The following is a 19,573-nucleotide window of genomic DNA, read 5'->3' as shown; positions in this document are numbered from 1 at the left end:
CGGTGGCCCGCTTCCCGAAGGGGTACGTCAAACCGACCGACTCCTGCGACAGCTGCCTGGCCTGGGGAAACTTCAGCGGCCGCCGCTGCCCGACGTGCTACATGTTCGGCCGGAGCCACGACGAGGCCGCCTGCATCGGCTGCCATCGCGTCCAGCCGACGAAGTGGGGCTACTGCCGTCTGTGCTGGTGCCAGGCACGCCTCGGCGCTAAGGCCGAAGCCGGTTCGTCGATGGACGAGGCGGACGTGCGGACACGACTGGGCGCCGTCAGGTACCACCAGTTGTTCTTCATCGGCATGCACTACCGCCGGAGATCGACGCCTCCTCTGCCGCAGCCCCACGACCGCCGGGGAGCCCCGCGCAAGCCACCGCCCCCGCCGGCATGGCGCCCGGATCCCGCCTGGAGGCAGCTACCACTCTTCGACCAGGTCCCACGCGACTACGGCCAACTCGACCCGGCCAACCGCGACCCGGTCGGCCCCTGGCTGGCCTGGGCGCAACACCTGGCCCACCAACTGGCCGAGGCCCGCGGATGGGGCCGCAACATCCGATTCGCGGTGAATCGCGGCCTGGCGCACCTCCTCACCGGCTACGTCGAGGGCGACGTCATCCGGCACACCGAGCTCTTCATTCCGCTGAGAGCCCTCGACCTGCCGGTCGGCCACATCGTCACGGTCCTGGAGGAGATGAGGATCTACGAGGACGACAGCGAGCCCTCCTTCGAGCGATGGCTCGCCGAGCGGCTGGAGGGCCTCGCGCCCGGCATCCGCTCGGAGACCGAACGCTGGACCCGCGTCCTGCACGACGGCGGCCCGCGCAGTCTCCCGCGACGAGAAGGAACGGTCTGGCTCTACCTCAACCGGGTCCGTCCGGCACTGCTGGAGTGGTCGGATCGCTACGACCACCTGCGGGAGGTAACCCGCGACGACGTCCTTACCCACCTCAAGGATCTCCACGGCCATCACCGCCGCGATCAACTCGTTGCGCTACGTTCGCTGTTCAGCTGGGCAAAGCGGAACGGGCTCATCTTCCGCAACCCCACCAGCCGGATGAAGGTCGGGCAGCACGAGTACGCCGTGCTGCAGCTGCTCGTCCCCGAACAGGTCAACCGGGCCGTCGCGGCGGCGACGACCCCAGCCACACGGCTCATCCTCGCTCTTGCCGCGGTGCACGCCGCCCGGGTCGCCCAGATCGGCACGCTCATGCTCGAAGACGTCGACATCGGCAACCGGCGGCTGACCATCGCCGGCCGCGTCCGTCCCCTCGACGACCTCACCCTGAAGCTGTTGCTGGACTGGCTGGAGCACCGGCGCACCCGCTGGCCGAACACGGCGAACCTCCACCTGCTGATCAACAACCAGACCGCGAACAGGACCACCCGAGCCAGCAACCACTGGATCAGCGCCGCGATGCGCGGACAGGCCGCAACGCTGGAGCGGCTCCGCGTTGACCGACAGCTCGAAGAAGCAATGACCCAGGGTCCGGACCCGCTCCACCTCGCCGAGGTCTTCGGGCTCGATGAGAAGACCGCCATGCGCTACGCGGACTCGGCCCGCCAGCTGCTTCTGGCCTCGCCCGGTGAGACCCCAGGTGGGACTGTCAGAGAAGCCGAATAGAGTCCGGTGACGTCCGCATCCAGTAGGAGAGACCGTGGCTCTCGACGCCGTTGAGGCGATCAGTCAGCTTCAAGACCGAAGTTCCGCCAAGCGCCGCTCGGCCGCGAAGCGACTTCGAAAGCTGGGCGACCCATCCGCGGGTCCTGCCCTGCTCGAAGCCCTGAAGAATGAGGTGAGGGATTCGCGGACCTGGGAAACCCAGTACCAGATGACGATGGCACTCGGTACTTGCGGCTCCCCGTCCGACCTCCCCTACCTGCGAGACCTCGTCCTTCAGCGCGAAACTCTCCATGCGGTTCACACTGCCGGGGGCGACGCCATCGTCCGGCTGAGCTACATGGAGCACTCCCACACCGAGGTCATTGGCTGGTGCCTGAGTACCGGTAACGAGACGCTTGTGGGCGGAGCGTTGCAGGCTGTGGCCATGCTCCGGCTTGCGCTGGATCTGGAATCCGTGACCTGCGTCCTCGACTTCATCGAAGCCAGATCCCCACACGACGGGATCTACTTCTGGCCCGCTGTCGCCGCGGCCGGCTGGACAGGGCAGCGAGTACACGACTTCCTCACTGCATGCATCACCGGCCCCCGATCCGATGTCGCCGAAGCCGCCACTAACTCCCTCGCCGGGAACTACGGCACCTACCGACCTCTGTAGCTGGCCCCGCACCCCAGGTTCGTCGTGAACCCGCGCCTTCTCACCCGAAATTCTGCTGTCGGACCCGTGGGTTCCTGCCGAGAACCCTTCAGTTTTCACGAACTCACGGGGCTCAGCGGGATCCAGCAGTAGGGGTGGTCACTGTTCCGATAGGAAGAGCCGTACCCGACATCAGGAGGGCGGCCAATGGAACTGGGAATGTTCGGCATCTGGAGCTTGGCTTTCACCCACGGCGACCCCGGTGAGGCCGCGGACGCTGCGGCGGAGGCCGAGGAACTCGGGTACGAGACGCTGTGGCTCGGCGGCGATCCCGGCGGCAACCCGCGGGGCGATCTGGTCACAGTGGCGCGGATGCTTGACGCGACCCGCCGTGCGGTCGTTGCCCCCGCCTGCGTCTCCGTCTGGGACCGGCCCGCGGATCAACTGGCCCGCGCCTACCATGCGCTGCCGCCGGCCGACCGGGAGCGGCTGGTGATCGGACTGGGTGTCAGCCACGGCGAGATAGTCAGCACGTACCGGCGGCCCTACACCGCGATGGCCGGCTACCTGGAGGAACTGGACTCGGGCGTGCCTCCGCTGCCGGTCTCCGCACGGCTGATCGGGGCACACGGGCCCCGGATGACCCGGCTGGCGGCCGACCGGACCCTCGGTGTGCACCCGTACCTGGTGGACACCGAGCACGTGATCCGTACCAGGGAGTTGCTGGGAGACGGGCCGCTGCTCGCCCTGGAGCAGACCGTCGTCGCGCACACCGATCCGGCGGTTGCCCGAGCCCGGGCGCGTTGGACCCTCTCCCCCTACATGTCCCTGGCGAACTACCGGGCCGCATGGCTGCGGTCCGGATTCACCGAAGAGGACCTGGCCGGCGGAGGAAGCGACCGCCTCATCGACGCTCTGTTCCTCTGGGGAAACACCGAGGACATCGCGGCAGGGCTCGCCGAACGGCTCAAGGCAGGCGCCGACCACATCGCCGTGCAGATCGCCACCGAATCGCGCGGCACATTCGCACGCAGCGCCTGGCGCGAACTCGCCGGCGTACTTCTTGCCCGCTGAGTACCTGTCACACGAATCCGGAGAAGGCGGCCCGTCCGTGTTCCGGACTGCTCGCCGGGGAGGCCGAATGAGCTGTCATGATCGTCGGATGGGTGACGACCTGCGTGAACTTCCGTTCAATGCAGCCGAGGATCGTGCGTCGCAGACAGGGTTCCCCAACTGCTCGTAAGCACGTGTTCTGGGATCAGCGGAGCAGGTTCTTCTGGCTTCCTCTCGGAATCGGTGAGGGCGTGTGGACGGGTGCTTCGCGCCCCTGTAGCAAGTTGATTGGAAGGTGGCCGGGTCGTCGAGCAACTCGGGCCGGAAGAGGCCCGCGCTGCCGTCTCCGCCGTCCCAGGCGAGCGCCCAGGCACGCAACATGTCCGGGTCCCCCGCCACGTCCCAGGCAAGATCCGAAGTGAGGGCGGGAGCACCGCTGCACTCAGGGAGGCGAGTTGGTGGACGCGTGCGCGACGGGCCCTCTACGAGCGGGCCGGCCAGGCGCGGTTGCCCACCGGTCCGGGCCGGCTCGGAGGGCGAGTGCTATGAACGACTCGCTCAGCGGACTCGGTCGTAGACGAGGGCCAGCGTTCCGTGCTCGCCCGCAGTCTGACTGACGAGCGTCCACCGTCCCGCAGGCAGGCCGTCGTCGAAGAGGCGCGGCCCGCCACCGAGGAAGACCGGGCAGACCGTGAGCGCCAGCCGGTCGACCTTGTCGGACGCCAGCAGTGCCTTGATGACGCTCGCGCTGGACAGCACGAGAATGTCGCCGCCCTCGGTCGCCTTGAGGTCCGCTGCCACCTCGGCAGCCGGCTTGTCAACGATCGTCGTCCGCTCCCACGGCGCGTCGTCGAGGGTGGAGGACAGGACCACCTTGTCACTGTCGACGAGCCACTTGGCGAAGCCCACGTCGCGTGCGTCGGCCCCCTCCATGTCGATGACGGTGGGCCAGAAGCCGAGGAACCCCTCGGCGTTGACCCGACCGAGCAAAACGGTCGTCGCCGACCTCCAAAGGCCGGCCAGGTGGTCGCGGGCGACGTCGGTGACGGCGTACGGCATCACCCAGCCCATGTTCAGCGGGTCGTCCGGCGCGGCGTAGTGGCCGTCGAGGGACAGGCTCATGTTGGTGACGATCCTGCGTCCGGCGGTCGGCTCTGTCATTTCGTGCTCCTCGTATCGGTATCGGTGCCGTCTGAGTCGTCGGCAACACGAGTGATGTGGGTGATGCCGGTGTCGTGAGTGACGTCGGTGCGGTGCGGGTCTGCGGCGAGGGTCGCGGCTAGCTTGTCGAGGCTCTGGCCGAAGCCGATCTCGATACCCGCGATGAAGTCCGCGGAGTCGACCGTGCTGTTGGTGATCCGGTAGTGGACGTCGAGGTCCGTACCGGAATCGGTGGGCCGGAGATCGAGATCCACATGGGCAGTGAAGGCGAGGCCGCCGCCGGGGAGCAGGGGGGAGAGCCGGTAGGCGAGGCGCTCACCGGGACTCGTCTCGTCGACCGCTCCCTCGGCCCGCCCGACGACCAGGTCCGAGCCGTCGGCGTCCTCGGTGTCGCGGTACTCCAGGACGATCCGTCCGCCCGGTCGCGCCTCGAAGACGAGCTCGGAGGTGCGGAGATCGTCGGGTGTCCACCAGTGGGCGAGCAGGGCGGCCTCGGTCAGATGGCGCCAGACCAGCTCGGGGCGCCCCGTCAGCGACCGGAGGAACTTGAACGAGCGGCCGTCGGCCCACCCCGACTTCTCGGCGGCGAGCCGCTCCGTGTGGAGGCTGAGCCCGTACTGGTCGTAGGCCGCACGCGGGCCGTCGACCTGATCCGCGGTGTCGGCGAGCCGGTTGAGCTCAGCCGCCAGGTCCCGCAGGGGACCGGGCCGGAGTGCGTAGACGCGGCGCTGGCCGCTGCGCTGGGAGGTGACGATTCCGGCGCGCTCAAGAGTCTGCAGGTGCTTGGTCGTCTGCGGCTGGCGCGCCTCGGCCAGCTGGGCGAGGACGCCGACCGAGCGAGGCCGCTCGGCCAGCAGGCTCACAAGCCGCCAGCGGGCCGGATCGGCCAGCGCGATGAGGAGTGCGTCGGTCATGAGCACCAGTATTCCTTGAGACGAATATTCGCGTCAAGGAATATCTCGCGAGCCGATCGCCCGGGGCCGGGCGATCCTGGTCCGGACGGAAGGTCCCAAGGGTCGGGCCTCGGAGTGGACGGGCCCAGGTATGGGTGCGGGGCGGGCTCCTCGGGGCACGCAGCGCCGCCGGCATCCCCCGTCACACGCCTGCCCGGATGCCACAGCACACAGATGAAGGCGACTACGAGCGCGCCCGCCATGGAGTAGAACACCCACTGGTTCACCTCGGCGGAATCCGAACGGATCGCCTGCATCGACTCCTGGGCGAGCTCGGCGGCCCTGCCGTCGCCTGTGGACTGCCGCGCGTCCGCGTTCCCGGTGACGGCTTCGGCGATGCGGTGGGCAGCAGCGTGGGCGGGTCCGCGCGGCACGCCCTCCGACCGCAGCGTCTCACCGAAGCGGTTCACCGCGACGTGCGTCAGCACCGTGCCGACACGGCCAGACCGATGCCGGCGGCGAAGTTGCGGACCGTCTGCGTGATGCCGGTGACCTCGTCGCGCGAGGTACCGATCGACCGGTTGACGGCGTCGGTGGAGGCGGGCGCGAGCAGGAAGCCGATGCCTGCACCGGCGAGCACCGCGTACGGCCACTGGTCGCACATCGAGAGCGTCGTCAGCTTGGCGGCCCAGAGGGCGAAGCCGACTCTGGAACTCGCCCATCTGCGAAGTTCACGCCTCTTGTCAGTATCCAGAATCCTGGTTACTGTTTGATTCGTGAACGATTTCGACGACCGCTTCCTCACGCGCAACGGCCTCGCCGCGCGGCAGCTCGCCGTCCTGCTCCTGCATCACGAGCCGGACACCCGCCTGCCCCGCGTGCGCGACTTCGCGCAGGAGCTGGGCTGCGGAAACGGTACCGTCCAGGCCGCCCTCCACCTGCTGGAGGAGTCCGGGGCGATCTCCACGACCGCTCGCGGTCATCTCGGCACGTTCCTCGTCCACTCGGACCGCACCATCCTGTGGCGGCTGTCCGGCCTGGGGACCCTGCTCGCGGCGATGCCACTTCCCTACTCGCGACGGTACGAGGGCCTGGCAACCGGCCTGCGCAGCGCGTTCGAGGAGGCGGGCGCACCGTTCGCGATCACTTTCATGCGAGGCGCCGGAGCCCGGACCGCCGCACTGCTGGAGGGCAAGGTCGACCTGGTCGTCCTGTCGCGGTTCGCCGCCGACCAGCTGATCGCCGAGCACCCGGTGGAGCTGGTGGCCGACCTCGGTCCCGCCACCTACGTCGGTGCGCACGGCATGCTGGTGCGCCACGGCGTCGACCTGGACACACCTGGACTGCGGGTGGCGGTCGACCACGCCTCGGAGGATCTGCGGATGCTCGTGGAGCGGGTCTTCGCCGGCCGGGAAGACGTCGAGTGGCGGGAGGCGTCGTACATGCAGTTGAGCGACCTGTTCGCCCGGAACGAGGTGGATGCGACGGTCTGGAACCTGGACGAGGCACAGGACCGGCTCGGGATCGGCGTCGACGTGCTTCCGCTCGGGGACGAGGTCAACCGGGAGCTGGCCCTGCGCAACTCCACCGCCGCGGTGATCGGCCGGTCGGACGGGGCCCAGGCGCTCGCCGCCGTTCGCGACTCGCTGGATCTGTCGTTGGTGACCCGGCTGCAGAGCGAGGTGCTGCGCGGTGAGCGCGTCCCCTCGTACTGACCAGCGGGTTCAGTGACCGGGGTCTCATAACTCCGAGGCGTCACTCGCCTTCAAAATACAAAATCCTGGTTACTGTTGATTTTAGGAGGATCATCATGGACGACCAGCTCGCACTGCGGATCCAGCTCTTTCGCGAAGGCGGTCAGGTCAGGCCCGAGGTGGCCGACTTCGTCACCACCGAGCTGACCTCTCTCGAGGCCGAGGGCCGCACCGTCACCGAAGCCACGGCAGGCATGCTGACCAGCCATCTGATGATGGCGCTCGGCCGGATCCTGGACGGCGAGGCGATCGAGCAGTTCCTCACCGACGACCAGGTCGCCGCCGAGCTGGCCGGACATCCCGACGCCGTGGCCCGTGCCCGCGCCGTATCGGCCCGCGCCGAACGGGAGCTCGGGGCCGCGCTCCCCGAGTCCGAGGTCAACTTCCTCGGGATGCACCTCGCTGTACTGGCCCAGCAGTCCCCCTCCGCACCCACGTCCTGACCGGTCACGGCAGGCATCCCCCCCTCGCCCCGTACCGACACAGAGAGAAGCACAGCCATGACGAAGATCCTCACCGGTGGAGTCGGCAAGGTCGAGGTCACCGAGGCCATCGGCAAGCTCGGCATCGACTCGCTCGACGTCGTCGCCTCCAGCGATATGGACGCCGCGATGAAGCTCCGGGTCGGCCAGGCCGACTACTACCTGGGCACCTGTCACACGGGCGCCGGCGCCTCGCTGGGCGTGCTCGTCGGCCTCATGGGCAGCGCAGCCTGCCACACCTTCGGGCGGAGCGTTCCGACGGAGGAGAAGGTCGCCGAACTGCTCGCCGACGGCAAGAGGGTCTTCGGCTTCTCGATGGACCAGATCGACGTCATCGCCCCCCTCATGGCGCGCGCCATCGCCGCCCGCGGCTGAACACAGCCTGTTCTCATCGTCCCGGGCACCAAGGAGTGACTCGTGAGCACCACACTCGCCGCCGGCGCCAGCCTTGACTTCACGCTGGCCCAGCAACTGACCGTGATAGCCCTCTGTGCGCTGACGGCCTACATCTCGCACATGGCCCTGGCCGTCTTCAACGACGGGGTACGCCCCTTCATGCTGGACTTCATCCAGGGGCGCACCACCCGCAGCGCGACGACGGCTGTCTCGTTCGGTCTCTCTGCCGGATTCATCTTCGGACTCGGTGCGCCGATGGCCCTGTCCACCGGAGTTCTGAACCCGTGGCTGGTCTTCCTGCCCACGGACATCCTCGGGATGCTGGCGCCGAAGAAGTGGCTCGCTCCCCTCCTCGGCGGCGCCTGGGGCGCGGTGGTCGTGTTCGGTCTGAACGGCGCGAACAACGTCGCGCACGATCTGCCGGTCGACTTCCTGACGGCGATGCAGCAGATGTCGACGCCGATCCTGTTCCTCTTCTCGCTGTTCCCGGTGCTCGCCATCACCAAGCAGTTCGGCCGCAAGTGGGGCGGTATCGCGGGCGTCCTCGAACTGGCCCTCGTCGTCATGACGATGAAGCTGTGGCCGAACATGTTCGCCGGAGCACTGGCCATGGCCGTCGGTGTGCTGATGCTCATCGGGCTGGCAGTCGCCAAGGACGTCCGGCAGCGCCGGGCCGACCGGGCGGCGGGCGTCGAGGAGGTCGTCCTGGAGGACGACCCGATGGCGTCGCTGTTCAGCGCCAGCGCGGCCCGTCTGCGCAGGTACCTGCCGCTGTTCATGGTGCTCGGGGCCGGGGTCTGTGTGCTCGCCCAGATGCACATATTCGGCGGCGGTGAGGCAACCAGCTTCCTGATCGCGAAGGGGCAGTACTCCGAGGCCGCCCAGGTCGACTTCTACCGGGTGTTCGGCTTCATCCCGCTGATCGCGACGACGGCGCTCGCCTCAGGCGCGTACGGCATCGCCGGTTTCACGCTGGTGTACCCGATCGGCTACCTCATGCCGAACCCGTTCCTGGCGGCCGTCGTCGGTGCGCTCGTGTTCGCCGCCGAGGTGCTGGCCCTCTCCTGGATCGGCAGGATCCTCGGCAAGCTGCCCAGCGTCCGGGACTCGTCGGAACACCTGCGCAGCGCCATCGGCGACACCCTCCAGCTCGCGATCCTCTTCGGTTCGCTGATGGCCGCCAACGCCATGGGCGGCGGACTCGGCATCCTCGTCGTCGGCGGGCTCTACCTGCTGAACGAGGCGATGGGCCGCCCCGTCGTGAAGATGGCCGCCGCACCCGCGGCCGTGATCATCGGCGGCATTCTGCTCAACATCCTGTACTGGCTCGATCTGTTCACCCCGGTCAAGGGCTGACACGCCCCCGGATCGGGGACCCGTTCACCCCGATACCAGGGCTTGCACACCCCCCGACCGGACCGGGCCCGTACGCGAAGAAGGAACCCCCACGATGAATCACCCCGCCCCGCACACCCTGCGCACCGTCACCGGCGATGTCACAACCGCTTCGGTACGCGGCCCGGCCCTCGCCCACGAGCACCTCGTCCTCGACCTGGACCAGCAGGGCGACGGCGCAGCCGTCCTCGACCCGCGACGCCACGCGGCGGCGGTGACCGCCGAGCTGAGCGCGCTGCGGGAGGAGTTCGGTCTCTCCCTCGTCGTCGAACTGACGTGCCGGGGCATGGGACGCGATGTACGCGCCCTGGCGGCGATCGCCCGGGACGCACAGGTCGCCGTGGTCGCCGCGACCGGCTGGTACTACGAGCCGTTCCACACCCCGGAGATCGACGCCTGCGACGTGGAACAGCTCACCGAGGTCCTCGTCCGCGAGATCGAGGAGGGCATCGGCACAACCGGCATCCGGCCCGGCGTCCTCGGTGAGATCGGGAGCCACGGGGACGTCCCCACGGCTCCCGAGGCCAAGGTGCTGCGGGCCGGTGCGCGGGCCGCGCGGGCCACCGGCCTCTCCCTCGCCACCCACGCGCAGCTGGGCCGGGGCGGGCTCGCCCAGCTGGAGCTGCTCACCGGTGAGGGGCTGCCCGCCCACCGCGTCAGCATCGGCCACCAGGACCTGCTCGACGACCCGGGCGTCCACCGGGAGCTCGCGGCGAGCGGGGCGTACGTCGCCTTCGACACCGTGGGCAAGTCGTCCTACCAGAGCGACCGGACCCGGCTGCGGCTGCTGCTCGACCTGGTGGAGGCCGGACACGCCGACCGGGCGCTGCTCAGCTGCGACATCTCCCGCCACGGTTACCTGCTGGACGAAGGCGGCCAGGGCTACGGGCACATGTTCCGGAGCTTCCTGCCCGAGCTGCGGGCGGCAGGCGCCGATGACGACCTGATCGACCTGCTGACCCGCCGCAATCCGCTGCGCTTCCTGACCGGCGCGAGCGTGGAGGAGAACTGATATGAACCCCGTACTTCCCGTCACCTTCCCGCTGGCGACGGTCGGCCTGGACGAAGCCGTCGCCACGCAGTTCCGGCTGCTGGAGGCCACCGCGGCCCACTTCGAGGGACAGCAGCTCTTCTCGTCCGACGCGGGAGTCGTCCCCGGTCTCGGCCGGCCCCGCACCACCGCCCGTGTCGAGGCCGTCCTCGCGGACTTCTTCGGAGCCGCGGACGCCGCCTTCGTCCAGGGCGCGGGCACCGGCGCGATCCGGGCCGCCCTCAACGCGGCCGTCCGGGCGGGCGACCCGCTGCTCATCCACCGGGCCCCGGTCTACCGAACGACCGCGGTCACCCTGAGGGGCATCGGCGTGCAAACCGTCGAGGCCGACTTCAACGAGGCCTCGGCGCTCGGCGAGGCCCTGGCGTCCGGGCGGTTCAGGTGGGCGTACATCCAGCACACCCGTCAACGGCTCGCCGACTCCTACGATCCGGCCGAGGTCATCGCCGCGTGCCGGGCGGCCGGGGTCCGCACGATCGTCGACGACAACTACGCCGTCATGCGCACTCCCGCCGCCGGTGTGGAGCTGGGAGCGGACGCCTCCTGCTTCTCCCTCTTCAAGCTGCACGGGCCGGAGGGCGTCGGTCTCGTCGTCGGCGCCCGCGATCTGGTCGAGCACGTCCGCCGCGACAACTACTCCGGCGGCGGGCAGGTCCAGGGCCATCAGGCGCTCGACGCCCTGCGCGCCCTCACCCACGTTCCCGTCATGTGGTCCGTGCAGTCCCGGGTGGGCGCCGACATCGCGGAACGGCTGGCGGCCGGCGAAGTGGACGGAGTGGCGCAGGTAAGCGTCGCCAACGCCCAGGACCGCTGTCTGCTCGTCCGCCTCGACCGGCCTGTCGCCGCGGCGCTGCCCGCCGCCGCCGCCCGTTTCGGAGCCGCCCCCTACCCCGTCGGCTCCAACTCCCGCTACGAGATCGCCCCGCTCTTCTACCGGATGTCCAGCTCCGCCCTGGACGACTCCCCCGAGCTGGCCGACTGGACCGTACGCATCAACCCGATGCGAGCGGGCGCGGACCTCGTCATCGACATCCTGCGCCGCTCGCTCGCCGCCCTGGACGACCCGAAGGACGACTGACCGTGTTTCTCGACACCGTACTCACCCGCAATCCCGGGCTCGTCGATGCCGCGGCCGCACTGCACCGCAACGGCGAGATCCCGCCCGACACCTACGTCGTCGACCTGGACGCCGTCGAGGCCAACGCCGCACTGCTGGCGGCCGAGGCCGAACGTCTCGGCATCAGCCTCTGGTTCGTCGTCAAGCAGCTCGGCCGCAACCCCGAACTGATCCGGGCCATCGCCCGGCACATCCCCCGCTCGGCCGCCATCGACCCGGCAGAGGCCCGCACCCTGCATGCCGCCGGAGCACAGCCCGGCAACCTCGGACACCTCGTCCAGATTCCCCGGCGCGCGCTGCCCGAAATGCTGGCCTGGCGCCCGGAGACCGTCACGGTCTTCGATCTGGCCAACGCCCGCGCCGTCTCCGACGCGGCGCGCCGCCTCGGCTTCGTCCAGGACATCCTGATCCGGCTCGAAGGCGCAGACGGCTCCGTCTACCCCGGCCAGGAGGGCGGCGTACCGCTCGACCGTCTGGAGGCCTTCGCCAAGGACGCCGAAGCACTGGACGGCATCCGGATCGCGGGCGTCACCGCCTTCCCCTGCGTCCTGTGCGACCCGGTGACCGGGGTACCCGCCGCCACCCCCAACTTCGGCCTGGCGCTCAAGGCCCGCGAGCTCCTGACCGCGCGCGGACACCACGGTCTCAAGCTCAGTGCCCCCAGCGCCACCTCGATGGCGTCCCTCCCGCTGCTCGCCGAACTCGGGGCCACCCACGGCGAGCCGGGCCACGCCCTCACCGGCACCACCCCCCTGCACGCCCTCGATCCGGCCCAGCCCGAGAAGCCCGCGTACGTGTACGTCAGCGAGGTCGCCCACACGCTCGACGACGGCCGCCCGGCGATATTCGGCGGCGGCTTCTACACCCGTTCGCACATCCGCAGCGCCCTCCTGCCGCGTACCGGCACCCGCCTGGGCGTTCAGAACGCACCCGCCGAGAACATCGACTACTACCGGCTGCTCGACGCGCCCGCCCGTGCGGCGGACGTCCGTGTGGGGGACACCGCGCTGCTCGCCTTCCGTACCCAGATCTTCGTCACCCGCTCGACCGTCGCCGTCGTCTCCGGGCTCGCCTCCGGCAGCCCCCGGCTGAACGGACTGTACGACGCCCACGGCCGAGCCCTGTAAGGAGCACCTCATGGCCAAGACCGTCATCGTCGTCATCGACGGATTCGGCGTCGGCGCCATGCCCGACGCGGGCACCCTGCGCCCCGGCGACCTCACCGCCGACACCTGCGGACACGTACTCGACCACTGCCGCACCGCATTGGGCCGGCCGTTGCGCCTCCCGCTGCTCGGGGCGCTGGGGCTCGGGCTGGTCCACCCGCACCCGGACCTGGCACGCCGCACCCACCTGCCCGTGGCCGCGGGCAGGGCCGCGCTCGGCTACCCGGGCGCGGACACCTTCGCGGGCCATCAGACCATGATGGGCGCCGACTTCAGCCGGGTGACGGTCGCCCGGCTCGCCGACCACCTCGACGAGGTGTCCGACGCGCTGACGGCCGCAGGCCACCGGGTCGAACCGCTGGGCGGCAAGCCGCTGCTCGTCGTCGACGGGGCGGTCCTGGTCCACGACAACCTGGAGGCCGATCCCGGAATCAACTGGAACGCCTCCGGCCGCCTCGACGCCCTCCCGTTCGACGGGCCCGGCGGAATCCTCTCCATCGCCCGTACCGTGCGCGCCGTCGCTCCGGTCGCACGGGTCATCGCGGTCGGCGGCCACGCGGACGGCCCGCTCAGCGACTTCGTCCGCCCCGGCGACGGAGGAACGGTCGGCCTGGACACCCCCGCCACCGGCTTCTACCGCAACGGCGGTCTCCAGGTGCAGCACCTGGGCGCCCCACTCGATCACACCCGCCAGCTTCCCGAGCTGGCAGCCCGGGCCGGGATCCCGGTCACCCTGGTGGGCAAGGCCGCCGACATCCTGGTGTGCGAGGCGGCGACACGTCATCCGGCCGTCGCCACCGCCGACGTCCTGTCGCACACCCTGGACGCGGTACGCGCCGAGGGCGACGCCCTCGTGATCGCGAACGTCCAGGAGACGGACCTGGCAGGACACCAGCAGGACACGGAACGGTACGGGCACCTGCTGGAACAGGTGGACGCCGGGCTCGCCGGACTCGTGGCGCTGCTCGCGGACCCCGGCGACCGGTTGATCGTCACCGGAGACCACGGCAATGACCCCACGATCGGCCACGCGCACCACACCCGGGAGTACGTCCCGGTGCTGATCCACCGGCCCGGCGCGGACGGCGTGGAACTCCTCCCGGACGCACACAGCCTGGCGGACGTCGGCGCCACCGCCGCCCTGTCGCTCGGGCTGGACCCGGAGGGCCTCGCAGACGGCACCCCGCTCCACACGGGTCGCCGCGCCGCCTGAGTACCTGTCCGATCCCCGGTTTCCGACTGAGGGCGGCCCGGGGAGAGAACCCGTTGGGCGAGCGGCTGAGGCCGGGGGCTCGGCTTGACGCCGTGTTCTGCTCCTCAGCGTGTCGTGCCAGGAAGTGGCCTACGGACCGGCAGTTGCGCAAGAGCCTGGCGGCCGTGCGCAGGGGCGGGGTCGGCGAGGCCAAGTGCCCTGAGCGCGGGGCCCGTTGGATTGTTCAGGGCCCCACTGCGCTCGGGCCGCCCTGGTGGACCCGACTCCGGCGCGCTCAGCTGCGAACAGGCAGCTGCCGGGCGAAGCGGCGGACAGCATCGGTGAAGGCATCTGGATCGTCGAAGTTCGCGAGATGCCCTGCCCGCGGGATCAATTCGACGCGGGCGTGCGGATGCGCACGGGCGAAGGCCAGCTCGCCGGACCGGAAGACGGTGTCCTTCTCCCCGTTCAAGATGAGCACGGGAACCGCCACATGACGCATCGCACCCGCGTCGAAGCGGCCCAGCACCTCGCCCCAGGCGGCCGGCAGGGTGTGGAAGGCGTAGCCGGAGAGGATGGTCGCCTGCACCACCTCGGGTGGATAGAGCCGGCGCAGCAACCGGTCGTTCCACCGGGCCAGCCGGTCCGCAGGTATGCGAGGGACGAGCCCGGCGACCCACCGATACGTCGTCGCCCACGGGCCACGAGTTGAGGCGCTGGCCCCAGCAAGGACCAGCCCTCGCAGCCGCTCGGGGCAGCGCCGCGCGAACTCCAGCGAGGCGTATCCGCCGAGCGAGTGCCCGACGACCAGAGCCGGTCCGCAGTCGAGTGAGTCCACCGCGGAAGCGATGATCTCCGTCGCCGCGTTCAGGCTCCAGGGTTGAGCAGAGCGGGCACCGTGGCCTGGTAGGTCAACAGCGGCTACCCGGAAGTCCTCTCGGAGCGCGGCGAGCTGTGGGCTCCACTGTCCCGCGCTGAACCGCGTCCCGTGTACGAAGATGATGGGTGTCGCACCCGCTGCCGTCATGAGTCCCCCAGATCAGCACTCTTCTCGGACCGACTCTACCGGTGGGCCGTCCCGGCGCTGAGACGCGGAGATGCCGGCAAGCGAGGACGGTCAGTCACAGTGTGACGCGCCGTTCGAATGCTGTGCCGCGACCGCGCCTGGGACGTGATCCACAACTCCGACGCCGACGAATTCGACTCCCTTTGCCCGAAGTGCTCCGACGGCCGGCCGAAAACCTTCACGCTGCCCGAGCGGCGCAAGATCAAGAAGATCGCGGAGTCGAGGCCGACCGAGTACGACCTGCCGTTCTCGACGTGGAGCCTGACCAAACCGGCGGACTCCTGGTCGCCGAGGGGGTGGTCGACGACATCAGCCACGAGGGTCTGCGCATCCTGCTCCGCGAGGAAGGCGTCTCCTTTCAACGCCTGAGCCTTCGCACCCTCGACCCGAACCGTGTCCGCATGGAGATTGTCTGCGACAACTTCTCCCCCGCACCTGACCACGAAGAAGTGCCAGCGAGTGGGCACCTGGGCCGCCGCTCACAACGTCGAGATCGCCTACGCCCCGACCAACAGCTCCTGGCTCAACCGGATCGAGGCCCGGTTCACCGCCCTGCGCCACTTCACCCTCGACGGCACCGACCACGCCACCCACAAGGAACAGGGCAGCATGATCTGCCGCTACATCATCCGGCGGAACCGCCACGCCAGCGACTCCCGCCTACGTCAGGTCGTCGCCCGAGCCAGCGTGGCCTGACCAGCGACTACCCGAACGACCAGCCCTCAGCCCGCGGTCCTGGTTTTGATGAGCGGCGCGTCCCGCGTCAACTCCCGGAACCCGAGGCCGTAGTACAGCCCGCGCGCCTGGGGATGCCCCGGCGCACCCAGGCAGGCCACAGTCATATGCGTAGCCCCGGCCGCCCGCGCCAGATGCATCCCGTGCAGAAGCATCGCCCTTGCCAGCCCCAGACGTCGGTAGTCCGGATGCGTCCCGACCGGCTCGAACTCAGCGGTCCTGTTCGCTTCGTCGAGCCACATGATCGTCGAGGATGCCATCGTTCCGTCCGGCGACTCCACCAGGATGTGCAGGTCGCCGCGATACGTCGCCGTCTGCCGGACGCCCCGGTAGCCCTCGGCCGTGTACGTCGAGGGAGCCCAGGCGTCCAGATGAGCCTGGACCGCGGCCTTCGGCCCGGCCTCGTCGGCGGTACGGAACCGGAATCCGTCTGGCAGTACCGGCTGTTCCACGTCGATGAGGTCCCGCTCGTTGAGCTGGGTCCAGGACCCGGCGTCGCCGAGCGAGGCCGGGTCGGTCTCATAGCCGTGCGCCGCCCATCGCTTCAGGGCGAACTCATCGGCGGCACTCGGCATCACCGTACGCTCGATGTCCGCCGCCGTACCGTCGTACCAGTCGATCACCTCGTCAACCAGCCCGGCGTGGTCGGGATGGACCTGATACGCCAGATAGGCGCCGGTGACGTCCTTCACCAACCCGTCGCTCCGCCTCACCTGGTGCGGAAGACAGGCCCAGCTCCACGCCACCAGGTCCCCGCCAGAGAACCACAGCCGACGCGGCCAGCTTGCGCCGTCGCCTGCGTGCCCCCTGCCCCAGTTCCAGGCCAGTTCGCCGAACGTCGCGTCGCTGTTCACCAGGTCCGGGCGGGTGACGGTGACACGCTGCGCCAGTCCCTGCATGAGCTGCACGTCCGCGGCGGTCACAAGCTCGAAGTTCGTCATGGTGCGCCACGGTGTCAAGGATCCGCAAAGCCGTCGAACCGTTTTCCGGGGTCGCCGATCGCGGCAGTCAACAGCACCACGCGCGAAGCGCATCGTTGTGGCGGCGGAGCCGATGGCACGCTGGCCGGCCATGTCCTCGATAAGGTGACCACGGTGGACAAGGCCCGCAGGTGGGTGAACCCACCCGCGACGAGCAGGTGGCAACCTCGGCTGCCCCGAACTTGCTGCGCAGGCCGGGCGTTGTGTTCAGGGCGATGAGCAACGACTATCCGGACAACGGGCAGTGGCGGGGGCCAGGACGTTCTCCTGCATGCAGCGCAGAGCGGCACCGAGTCGGCATCACGCCAGGTCACAGCCCATAAATATCCGCCTGACCTCAAGAGCCTCGGGAAGCTACCGTGCGAAGCGTGATGACACCTGCGGGGATGAAGCTGGGGGCAGAGGCCGCGCATCTGCTGGCCACCGCCGACTGCTGTGAGATAGAGCCCGGCCTGAGCGACGCTGAATTGCGGTGCGTCGAAGAGGAGTACGGGTTTGAGTTTGCCGACGACCACCGCGCCTTCCTGGCAGCCGGGTTGCCGGTGAGTGAGCCGCCTGAGGAAGGCGCCACCTGGGAGAATCCGTGGCCTGACTGGCGTCATGGCGATCCTGCGAAACTGCGGAAACATCTTGAATGGCCGGTCGAAGGCATCGTCATGGCGGTTCAGCATGGCTACTGGCACTCAGGATGGGGACAGCGCCCAGTAGATGCCGATGAAGCGGTCCGTGAGGCCAGGGCAAAGCTGGCCCGGGTGCCGAGGCTCGTTCCCGTATACGCGCATCGATTCCTGCCTGCCGGCCACGGGTCTCACGGCCACCCGGTTCTGTCGATCTGGGGGACCGACATCATCTATTACGGTGTTGACCTGGCCGACTACGTCAACCACGAGTTCGATGATTTCAGTGCTCATGCCCCTGACGATTGGAACCCGAGAGCAACCGTCGCCTTCTGGCAGGAATTTCTCGCATAACTCCTCCGAGTCGGCAGGCGCGGGCTTGAGTAGACCCGTCATCGCGGTCTGGTGCTGACGGGCATGCCGAGGTCGGTGGGTCCGCTCTGGCCGTTGCTGCGTGACCGTTCCAAGCTGCGGTCGGGGCAGCAAGCTTCTCGTTGGCCTTGATGAGACTGACCTGGAGTCCTGGGATCTCGCCGAGCCAACCATTCATCTTGGCTCCTTGTGCGCTCGGAGAGGTTGCGGGCGACCTCGATCAACCGGGGCCGCGGTCTGGGGAAGTCCGCAGCGCCGGGCAGCGCGGACACGAGCGCTCCTGCTGGCCCGGAGTTCCGTAAAGCCGTGCGCGGTCACCGAGCTCCAGATTTCGCGTGTGGAAGTGTTGCCGGAACTCACGCCTGACCGACTGCTTCTCAAACGCCCCTGCCAGGACAAAACGCTCTCTGGACTTGTTCTTCAAGGTCTCAGTCGGTCAGCGCAGCAGGGCGTTTGTGAACGTCTCGCGGTGGGTGACCAACCAGGCCTGCATGCGGTCCCAGCGTTCCCAGCCACCGCGCTCGGTCGGCGTCTGGACGTAGATCGGGTCACCGTCGGCCACACGGTCGGCGACGAAGTCCCGGCAGGTCTGGGTGGCCTGTTCGATGACACCGGGCAGCTCGGCGCGTTCCCGCCGGGAGAGGCCGTAGCTGTCGGCGAGGATCCGCAGCCGTGCGGGTGCGTCCAAACCTGGGGGGTAGAGGGCGGCGGCAGATGCGGGATCGAGCATGGGAGCCCAGTAGCGGGCGGTCATGGCGACGTCCCAGAGGGGGCGTCCCGGGGCCGCCAGGTCGAAGTCGATGTCCGGCTCGTCCTCAGCCATCATGTCGGTCACGCTATCGCCGGGCCGGCTCCTGGGTGGACCGGTCTCGCAATGTGCCTCGAACTTGGCCGCTCACCGGGTACTCGCCGGACGTGAACAGGGCCTTCGCCTGATCCTCCAGGAGCCTGGACGGGCTGCGGACAAGCGGGGACGCCGTGGGTCCGCCGCAGTGCGGGCCAGGGGTTCGGAATGCTGGTTCGTGACGCCTGCCGCCGATGCCCGGGACGGTGGCCCGGCGCCCGGCGACCTCAACGTGCCTCAGTGGAACGGCTGGTCGACGATACGGCACGGTCAGGTCCGGTGCTGACCGTGCTGCAAGCCGGGCCCGGCGCGGCCTGATCGGTCGTCGGCTTGCGTGCCCACCGAAAACGCTGACCGCTCGGCCAGACGGGTGACTTGGCCTTCCATGGACTTCCCCCTGGTTGGCGGAGCCGCTATGCCTGTTGCCCGTGATCAAGAACCTGCTACGCGCTGGGACGGCGATCGTCCTCGCCGCCCTGCCTCTCACCTCGACCGGTCCCGCACACGCTGCGGACAGCTCCGCGGTGTCGCGGGCGAACCCGTGCGCCACCGTCGTCGCGCCCATCGGCTATGCCTGTGTCCCCGCGCCCAAGCAATGCATCACAGCGCCGTGTTACCAGTACGACATCGTGCCGCTCCTGCCCGCGCCCTGGCTCCCGGTCCGGTCCCGGACAGCCTGAACCCGGAGCCTGTCCGGGGCCCTGGAAATGTGCTTGTACGGGCTCCGGACAGACGTCTGCTCTCGCCTCCATCGGTGTGTAGCTCAGCATCCAGAGCACCGGGCTCGGGACCCGGAGGGCGCAGGGGCGGAACCTGCCACGCCGGCCTGCGAACGACAACGCTGAGCAGCAGCCTTCCGCCCACTCCGGCGAATCCATGCCCTCTCCCCGGCCCGTGCCGGCCCAGGCCCTCCTGACCTCGCCGCCCCATAGCGAGGCCGACATCCGAGCCCGCGCCGCAAACCAGTTGGCCCGCTGGCGAGCAGTGCTCTCCGCAGTGGCCGAGGGCCGCCTGAGCATCGGATCGCGCACCGGGTGGCGGGGCTTCCC

At 69.4% G+C, this 19,573-nt stretch carries 16 protein-coding genes, 1 tRNA gene and 3 pseudogenes; 14 read left to right on the top strand and 6 right to left on the bottom strand.

Annotated features, from left to right (window positions below; translation table 11 throughout):
• Positions 1 to 2 precede the first annotated feature (2 nt).
• From OG322_RS37025 to OG322_RS37015, 3 genes are all read left to right on the top strand, one after another.
• On the top strand, positions 3 to 1,616 hold the full coding sequence (locus tag OG322_RS37025) for a hypothetical protein (RefSeq protein ID WP_241200635.1): 1,614 nt from the start codon (positions 3 to 5) through the stop codon (positions 1,614 to 1,616).
• Between the two features lie 34 nt (positions 1,617 to 1,650).
• Positions 1,651 to 2,271, top strand: coding sequence for a HEAT repeat domain-containing protein (locus OG322_RS37020; RefSeq protein WP_124287027.1), 621 nt, complete (start codon positions 1,651 to 1,653; stop codon positions 2,269 to 2,271).
• Positions 2,272 to 2,457: 186 nt separating this feature from the next.
• Complete coding sequence (locus tag OG322_RS37015; RefSeq protein WP_124286407.1) at positions 2,458 to 3,324, top strand: TIGR03620 family F420-dependent LLM class oxidoreductase; 867 nt, start codon at positions 2,458 to 2,460, stop codon at positions 3,322 to 3,324.
• Between the two features lie 537 nt (positions 3,325 to 3,861).
• Here the strand turns inward: OG322_RS37015 and OG322_RS37010 are convergent.
• From OG322_RS37010 to OG322_RS37000, 3 genes and pseudogenes are all read right to left on the bottom strand, one after another.
• Positions 3,862 to 4,464 (bottom strand): dihydrofolate reductase family protein, encoded by a 603-nt coding sequence (locus tag OG322_RS37010; RefSeq protein WP_329307517.1) that lies wholly within the window; start codon positions 4,462 to 4,464, stop codon positions 3,862 to 3,864.
• Complete coding sequence (locus OG322_RS37005) at positions 4,461 to 5,378, bottom strand: metalloregulator ArsR/SmtB family transcription factor (protein ID WP_329307516.1); 918 nt, start codon at positions 5,376 to 5,378, stop codon at positions 4,461 to 4,463. Before OG322_RS37005 ends, OG322_RS37010 begins: the two co-directional genes overlap by 4 nt.
• 170 nt (positions 5,379 to 5,548) lie before the next feature.
• A pseudogene (locus OG322_RS37000) lies at positions 5,549 to 6,117 on the bottom strand (MFS transporter); the annotation flags it as partial.
• Between the two features lie 16 nt (positions 6,118 to 6,133).
• Between OG322_RS37000 and yhfZ the strand changes: the two are divergent.
• The 8 genes from yhfZ (at position 6,134) to OG322_RS36960 (ending at position 13,931) form a co-directional block, all read left to right on the top strand.
• The gene (gene yhfZ / locus OG322_RS36995; RefSeq protein ID WP_123466789.1) at positions 6,134 to 7,072 is read left to right on the top strand and encodes a GntR family transcriptional regulator YhfZ; all 939 of its coding nucleotides are present in this window, start codon (positions 6,134 to 6,136) and stop codon (positions 7,070 to 7,072) included.
• A gap of 95 nt (positions 7,073 to 7,167) precedes the next feature.
• On the top strand, positions 7,168 to 7,554 hold the full coding sequence (locus OG322_RS36990) for a PRD domain-containing protein (protein ID WP_123466791.1): 387 nt from the start codon (positions 7,168 to 7,170) through the stop codon (positions 7,552 to 7,554).
• Positions 7,555 to 7,611: 57 nt separating this feature from the next.
• Complete coding sequence (locus tag OG322_RS36985) at positions 7,612 to 7,968, top strand: DUF2620 domain-containing protein (RefSeq protein WP_123466793.1); 357 nt, start codon at positions 7,612 to 7,614, stop codon at positions 7,966 to 7,968.
• Between the two features lie 42 nt (positions 7,969 to 8,010).
• The gene (locus tag OG322_RS36980) at positions 8,011 to 9,345 is read left to right on the top strand and encodes a YhfT family protein (RefSeq protein WP_123466795.1); all 1,335 of its coding nucleotides are present in this window, start codon (positions 8,011 to 8,013) and stop codon (positions 9,343 to 9,345) included.
• Between the two features lie 94 nt (positions 9,346 to 9,439).
• Positions 9,440 to 10,396, top strand: a complete 957-nt coding sequence (locus OG322_RS36975) for a phosphotriesterase family protein (protein WP_123466797.1) — start codon at positions 9,440 to 9,442, stop codon at positions 10,394 to 10,396.
• Between the two features lies 1 nt (position 10,397).
• A complete protein-coding gene (locus OG322_RS36970; protein ID WP_123466799.1) occupies positions 10,398 to 11,513 on the top strand; it encodes an aminotransferase class V-fold PLP-dependent enzyme in 1,116 nt (371 codons plus the stop codon).
• 2 nt (positions 11,514 to 11,515) lie between these two features.
• Entirely contained in the window at positions 11,516 to 12,679 is a 1,164-nt protein-coding gene (locus OG322_RS36965) for an alanine racemase (RefSeq protein WP_124286402.1), read from the top strand.
• Between the two features lie 10 nt (positions 12,680 to 12,689).
• Positions 12,690 to 13,931 carry a phosphopentomutase gene (locus OG322_RS36960; RefSeq protein WP_329307515.1) on the top strand — a complete coding sequence of 414 codons (1,242 nt, stop codon included), beginning with the start codon at positions 12,690 to 12,692 and terminating at the stop codon, positions 13,929 to 13,931.
• Between the two features lie 274 nt (positions 13,932 to 14,205).
• Here OG322_RS36960 and OG322_RS36955 read toward each other — a convergent pair whose 3' ends face one another.
• On the bottom strand, positions 14,206 to 14,937 hold the full coding sequence (locus tag OG322_RS36955) for an alpha/beta fold hydrolase (protein ID WP_124286400.1): 732 nt from the start codon (positions 14,935 to 14,937) through the stop codon (positions 14,206 to 14,208).
• A gap of 117 nt (positions 14,938 to 15,054) precedes the next feature.
• On the opposite strand from OG322_RS36955, the pseudogene OG322_RS36950 reads away from it, so the two are divergent.
• Positions 15,055 to 15,672, top strand: a pseudogene (locus tag OG322_RS36950) (hypothetical protein).
• 26 nt (positions 15,673 to 15,698) lie between these two features.
• Here the strand turns inward: OG322_RS36950 and OG322_RS36945 are convergent.
• Positions 15,699 to 16,652, bottom strand: a complete 954-nt coding sequence (locus tag OG322_RS36945) for a GNAT family N-acetyltransferase (protein ID WP_123469499.1) — start codon at positions 16,650 to 16,652, stop codon at positions 15,699 to 15,701.
• A gap of 410 nt (positions 16,653 to 17,062) precedes the next feature.
• On the opposite strand from OG322_RS36945, the gene OG322_RS36940 reads away from it, so the two are divergent.
• The gene (locus OG322_RS36940; RefSeq protein WP_329307808.1) at positions 17,063 to 17,662 is read left to right on the top strand and encodes a hypothetical protein; all 600 of its coding nucleotides are present in this window, start codon (positions 17,063 to 17,065) and stop codon (positions 17,660 to 17,662) included.
• Positions 17,663 to 18,116: 454 nt separating this feature from the next.
• Here the strand turns inward: OG322_RS36940 and OG322_RS36935 are convergent.
• Positions 18,117 to 18,482 (bottom strand): annotated as a pseudogene (locus OG322_RS36935) (aminoglycoside phosphotransferase family protein); the annotation flags it as partial.
• A 794-nt stretch (positions 18,483 to 19,276) separates the two neighbouring features.
• On the opposite strand from OG322_RS36935, the gene OG322_RS36930 reads away from it, so the two are divergent.
• Positions 19,277 to 19,349, top strand: a tRNA-Pro gene (locus OG322_RS36930).
• Positions 19,350 to 19,573: the final 224 nt, after the last annotated feature.

Source organism: Streptomyces sp. NBC_01260, from assembly GCF_036226405.1.
GTDB classification, from domain to species: Bacteria; Actinomycetota; Actinomycetes; order Streptomycetales; family Streptomycetaceae; genus Streptomyces; species Streptomyces laculatispora.
This window is presented reverse-complemented; position numbering and strand designations above follow the sequence as displayed.

Bases quoted from the DNA above. Each gene is read 5' to 3' on its own strand.
- OG322_RS36975 (WP_123466797.1), top strand. From the start codon at position 9,440: ATGAATCACCCCGCCCCGCACACCCTGCGCACCGTCACCGGCGATGTC.
- OG322_RS36940 (WP_329307808.1), top strand. From the start codon at position 17,063: ATGACACCTGCGGGGATGAAGCTGGGGGCAGAGGCCGCGCATCTGCTG.
- OG322_RS36945 (WP_123469499.1), bottom strand. From the start codon at position 16,652: ATGACGAACTTCGAGCTTGTGACCGCCGCGGACGTGCAGCTCATGCAG.
- OG322_RS37010 (WP_329307517.1), bottom strand. From the start codon at position 4,464: ATGACAGAGCCGACCGCCGGACGCAGGATCGTCACCAACATGAGCCTG.
- OG322_RS36960 (WP_329307515.1), top strand. From the start codon at position 12,690: ATGGCCAAGACCGTCATCGTCGTCATCGACGGATTCGGCGTCGGCGCC.
- OG322_RS37015 (WP_124286407.1), top strand. From the start codon at position 2,458: ATGGAACTGGGAATGTTCGGCATCTGGAGCTTGGCTTTCACCCACGGC.
- OG322_RS36970 (WP_123466799.1), top strand. From the start codon at position 10,398: ATGAACCCCGTACTTCCCGTCACCTTCCCGCTGGCGACGGTCGGCCTG.
- OG322_RS36955 (WP_124286400.1), bottom strand. From the start codon at position 14,937: ATGACGGCAGCGGGTGCGACACCCATCATCTTCGTACACGGGACGCGG.
- OG322_RS36990 (WP_123466791.1), top strand. From the start codon at position 7,168: ATGGACGACCAGCTCGCACTGCGGATCCAGCTCTTTCGCGAAGGCGGT.
- OG322_RS37005 (WP_329307516.1), bottom strand. From the start codon at position 5,378: ATGACCGACGCACTCCTCATCGCGCTGGCCGATCCGGCCCGCTGGCGG.
- OG322_RS36985 (WP_123466793.1), top strand. From the start codon at position 7,612: ATGACGAAGATCCTCACCGGTGGAGTCGGCAAGGTCGAGGTCACCGAG.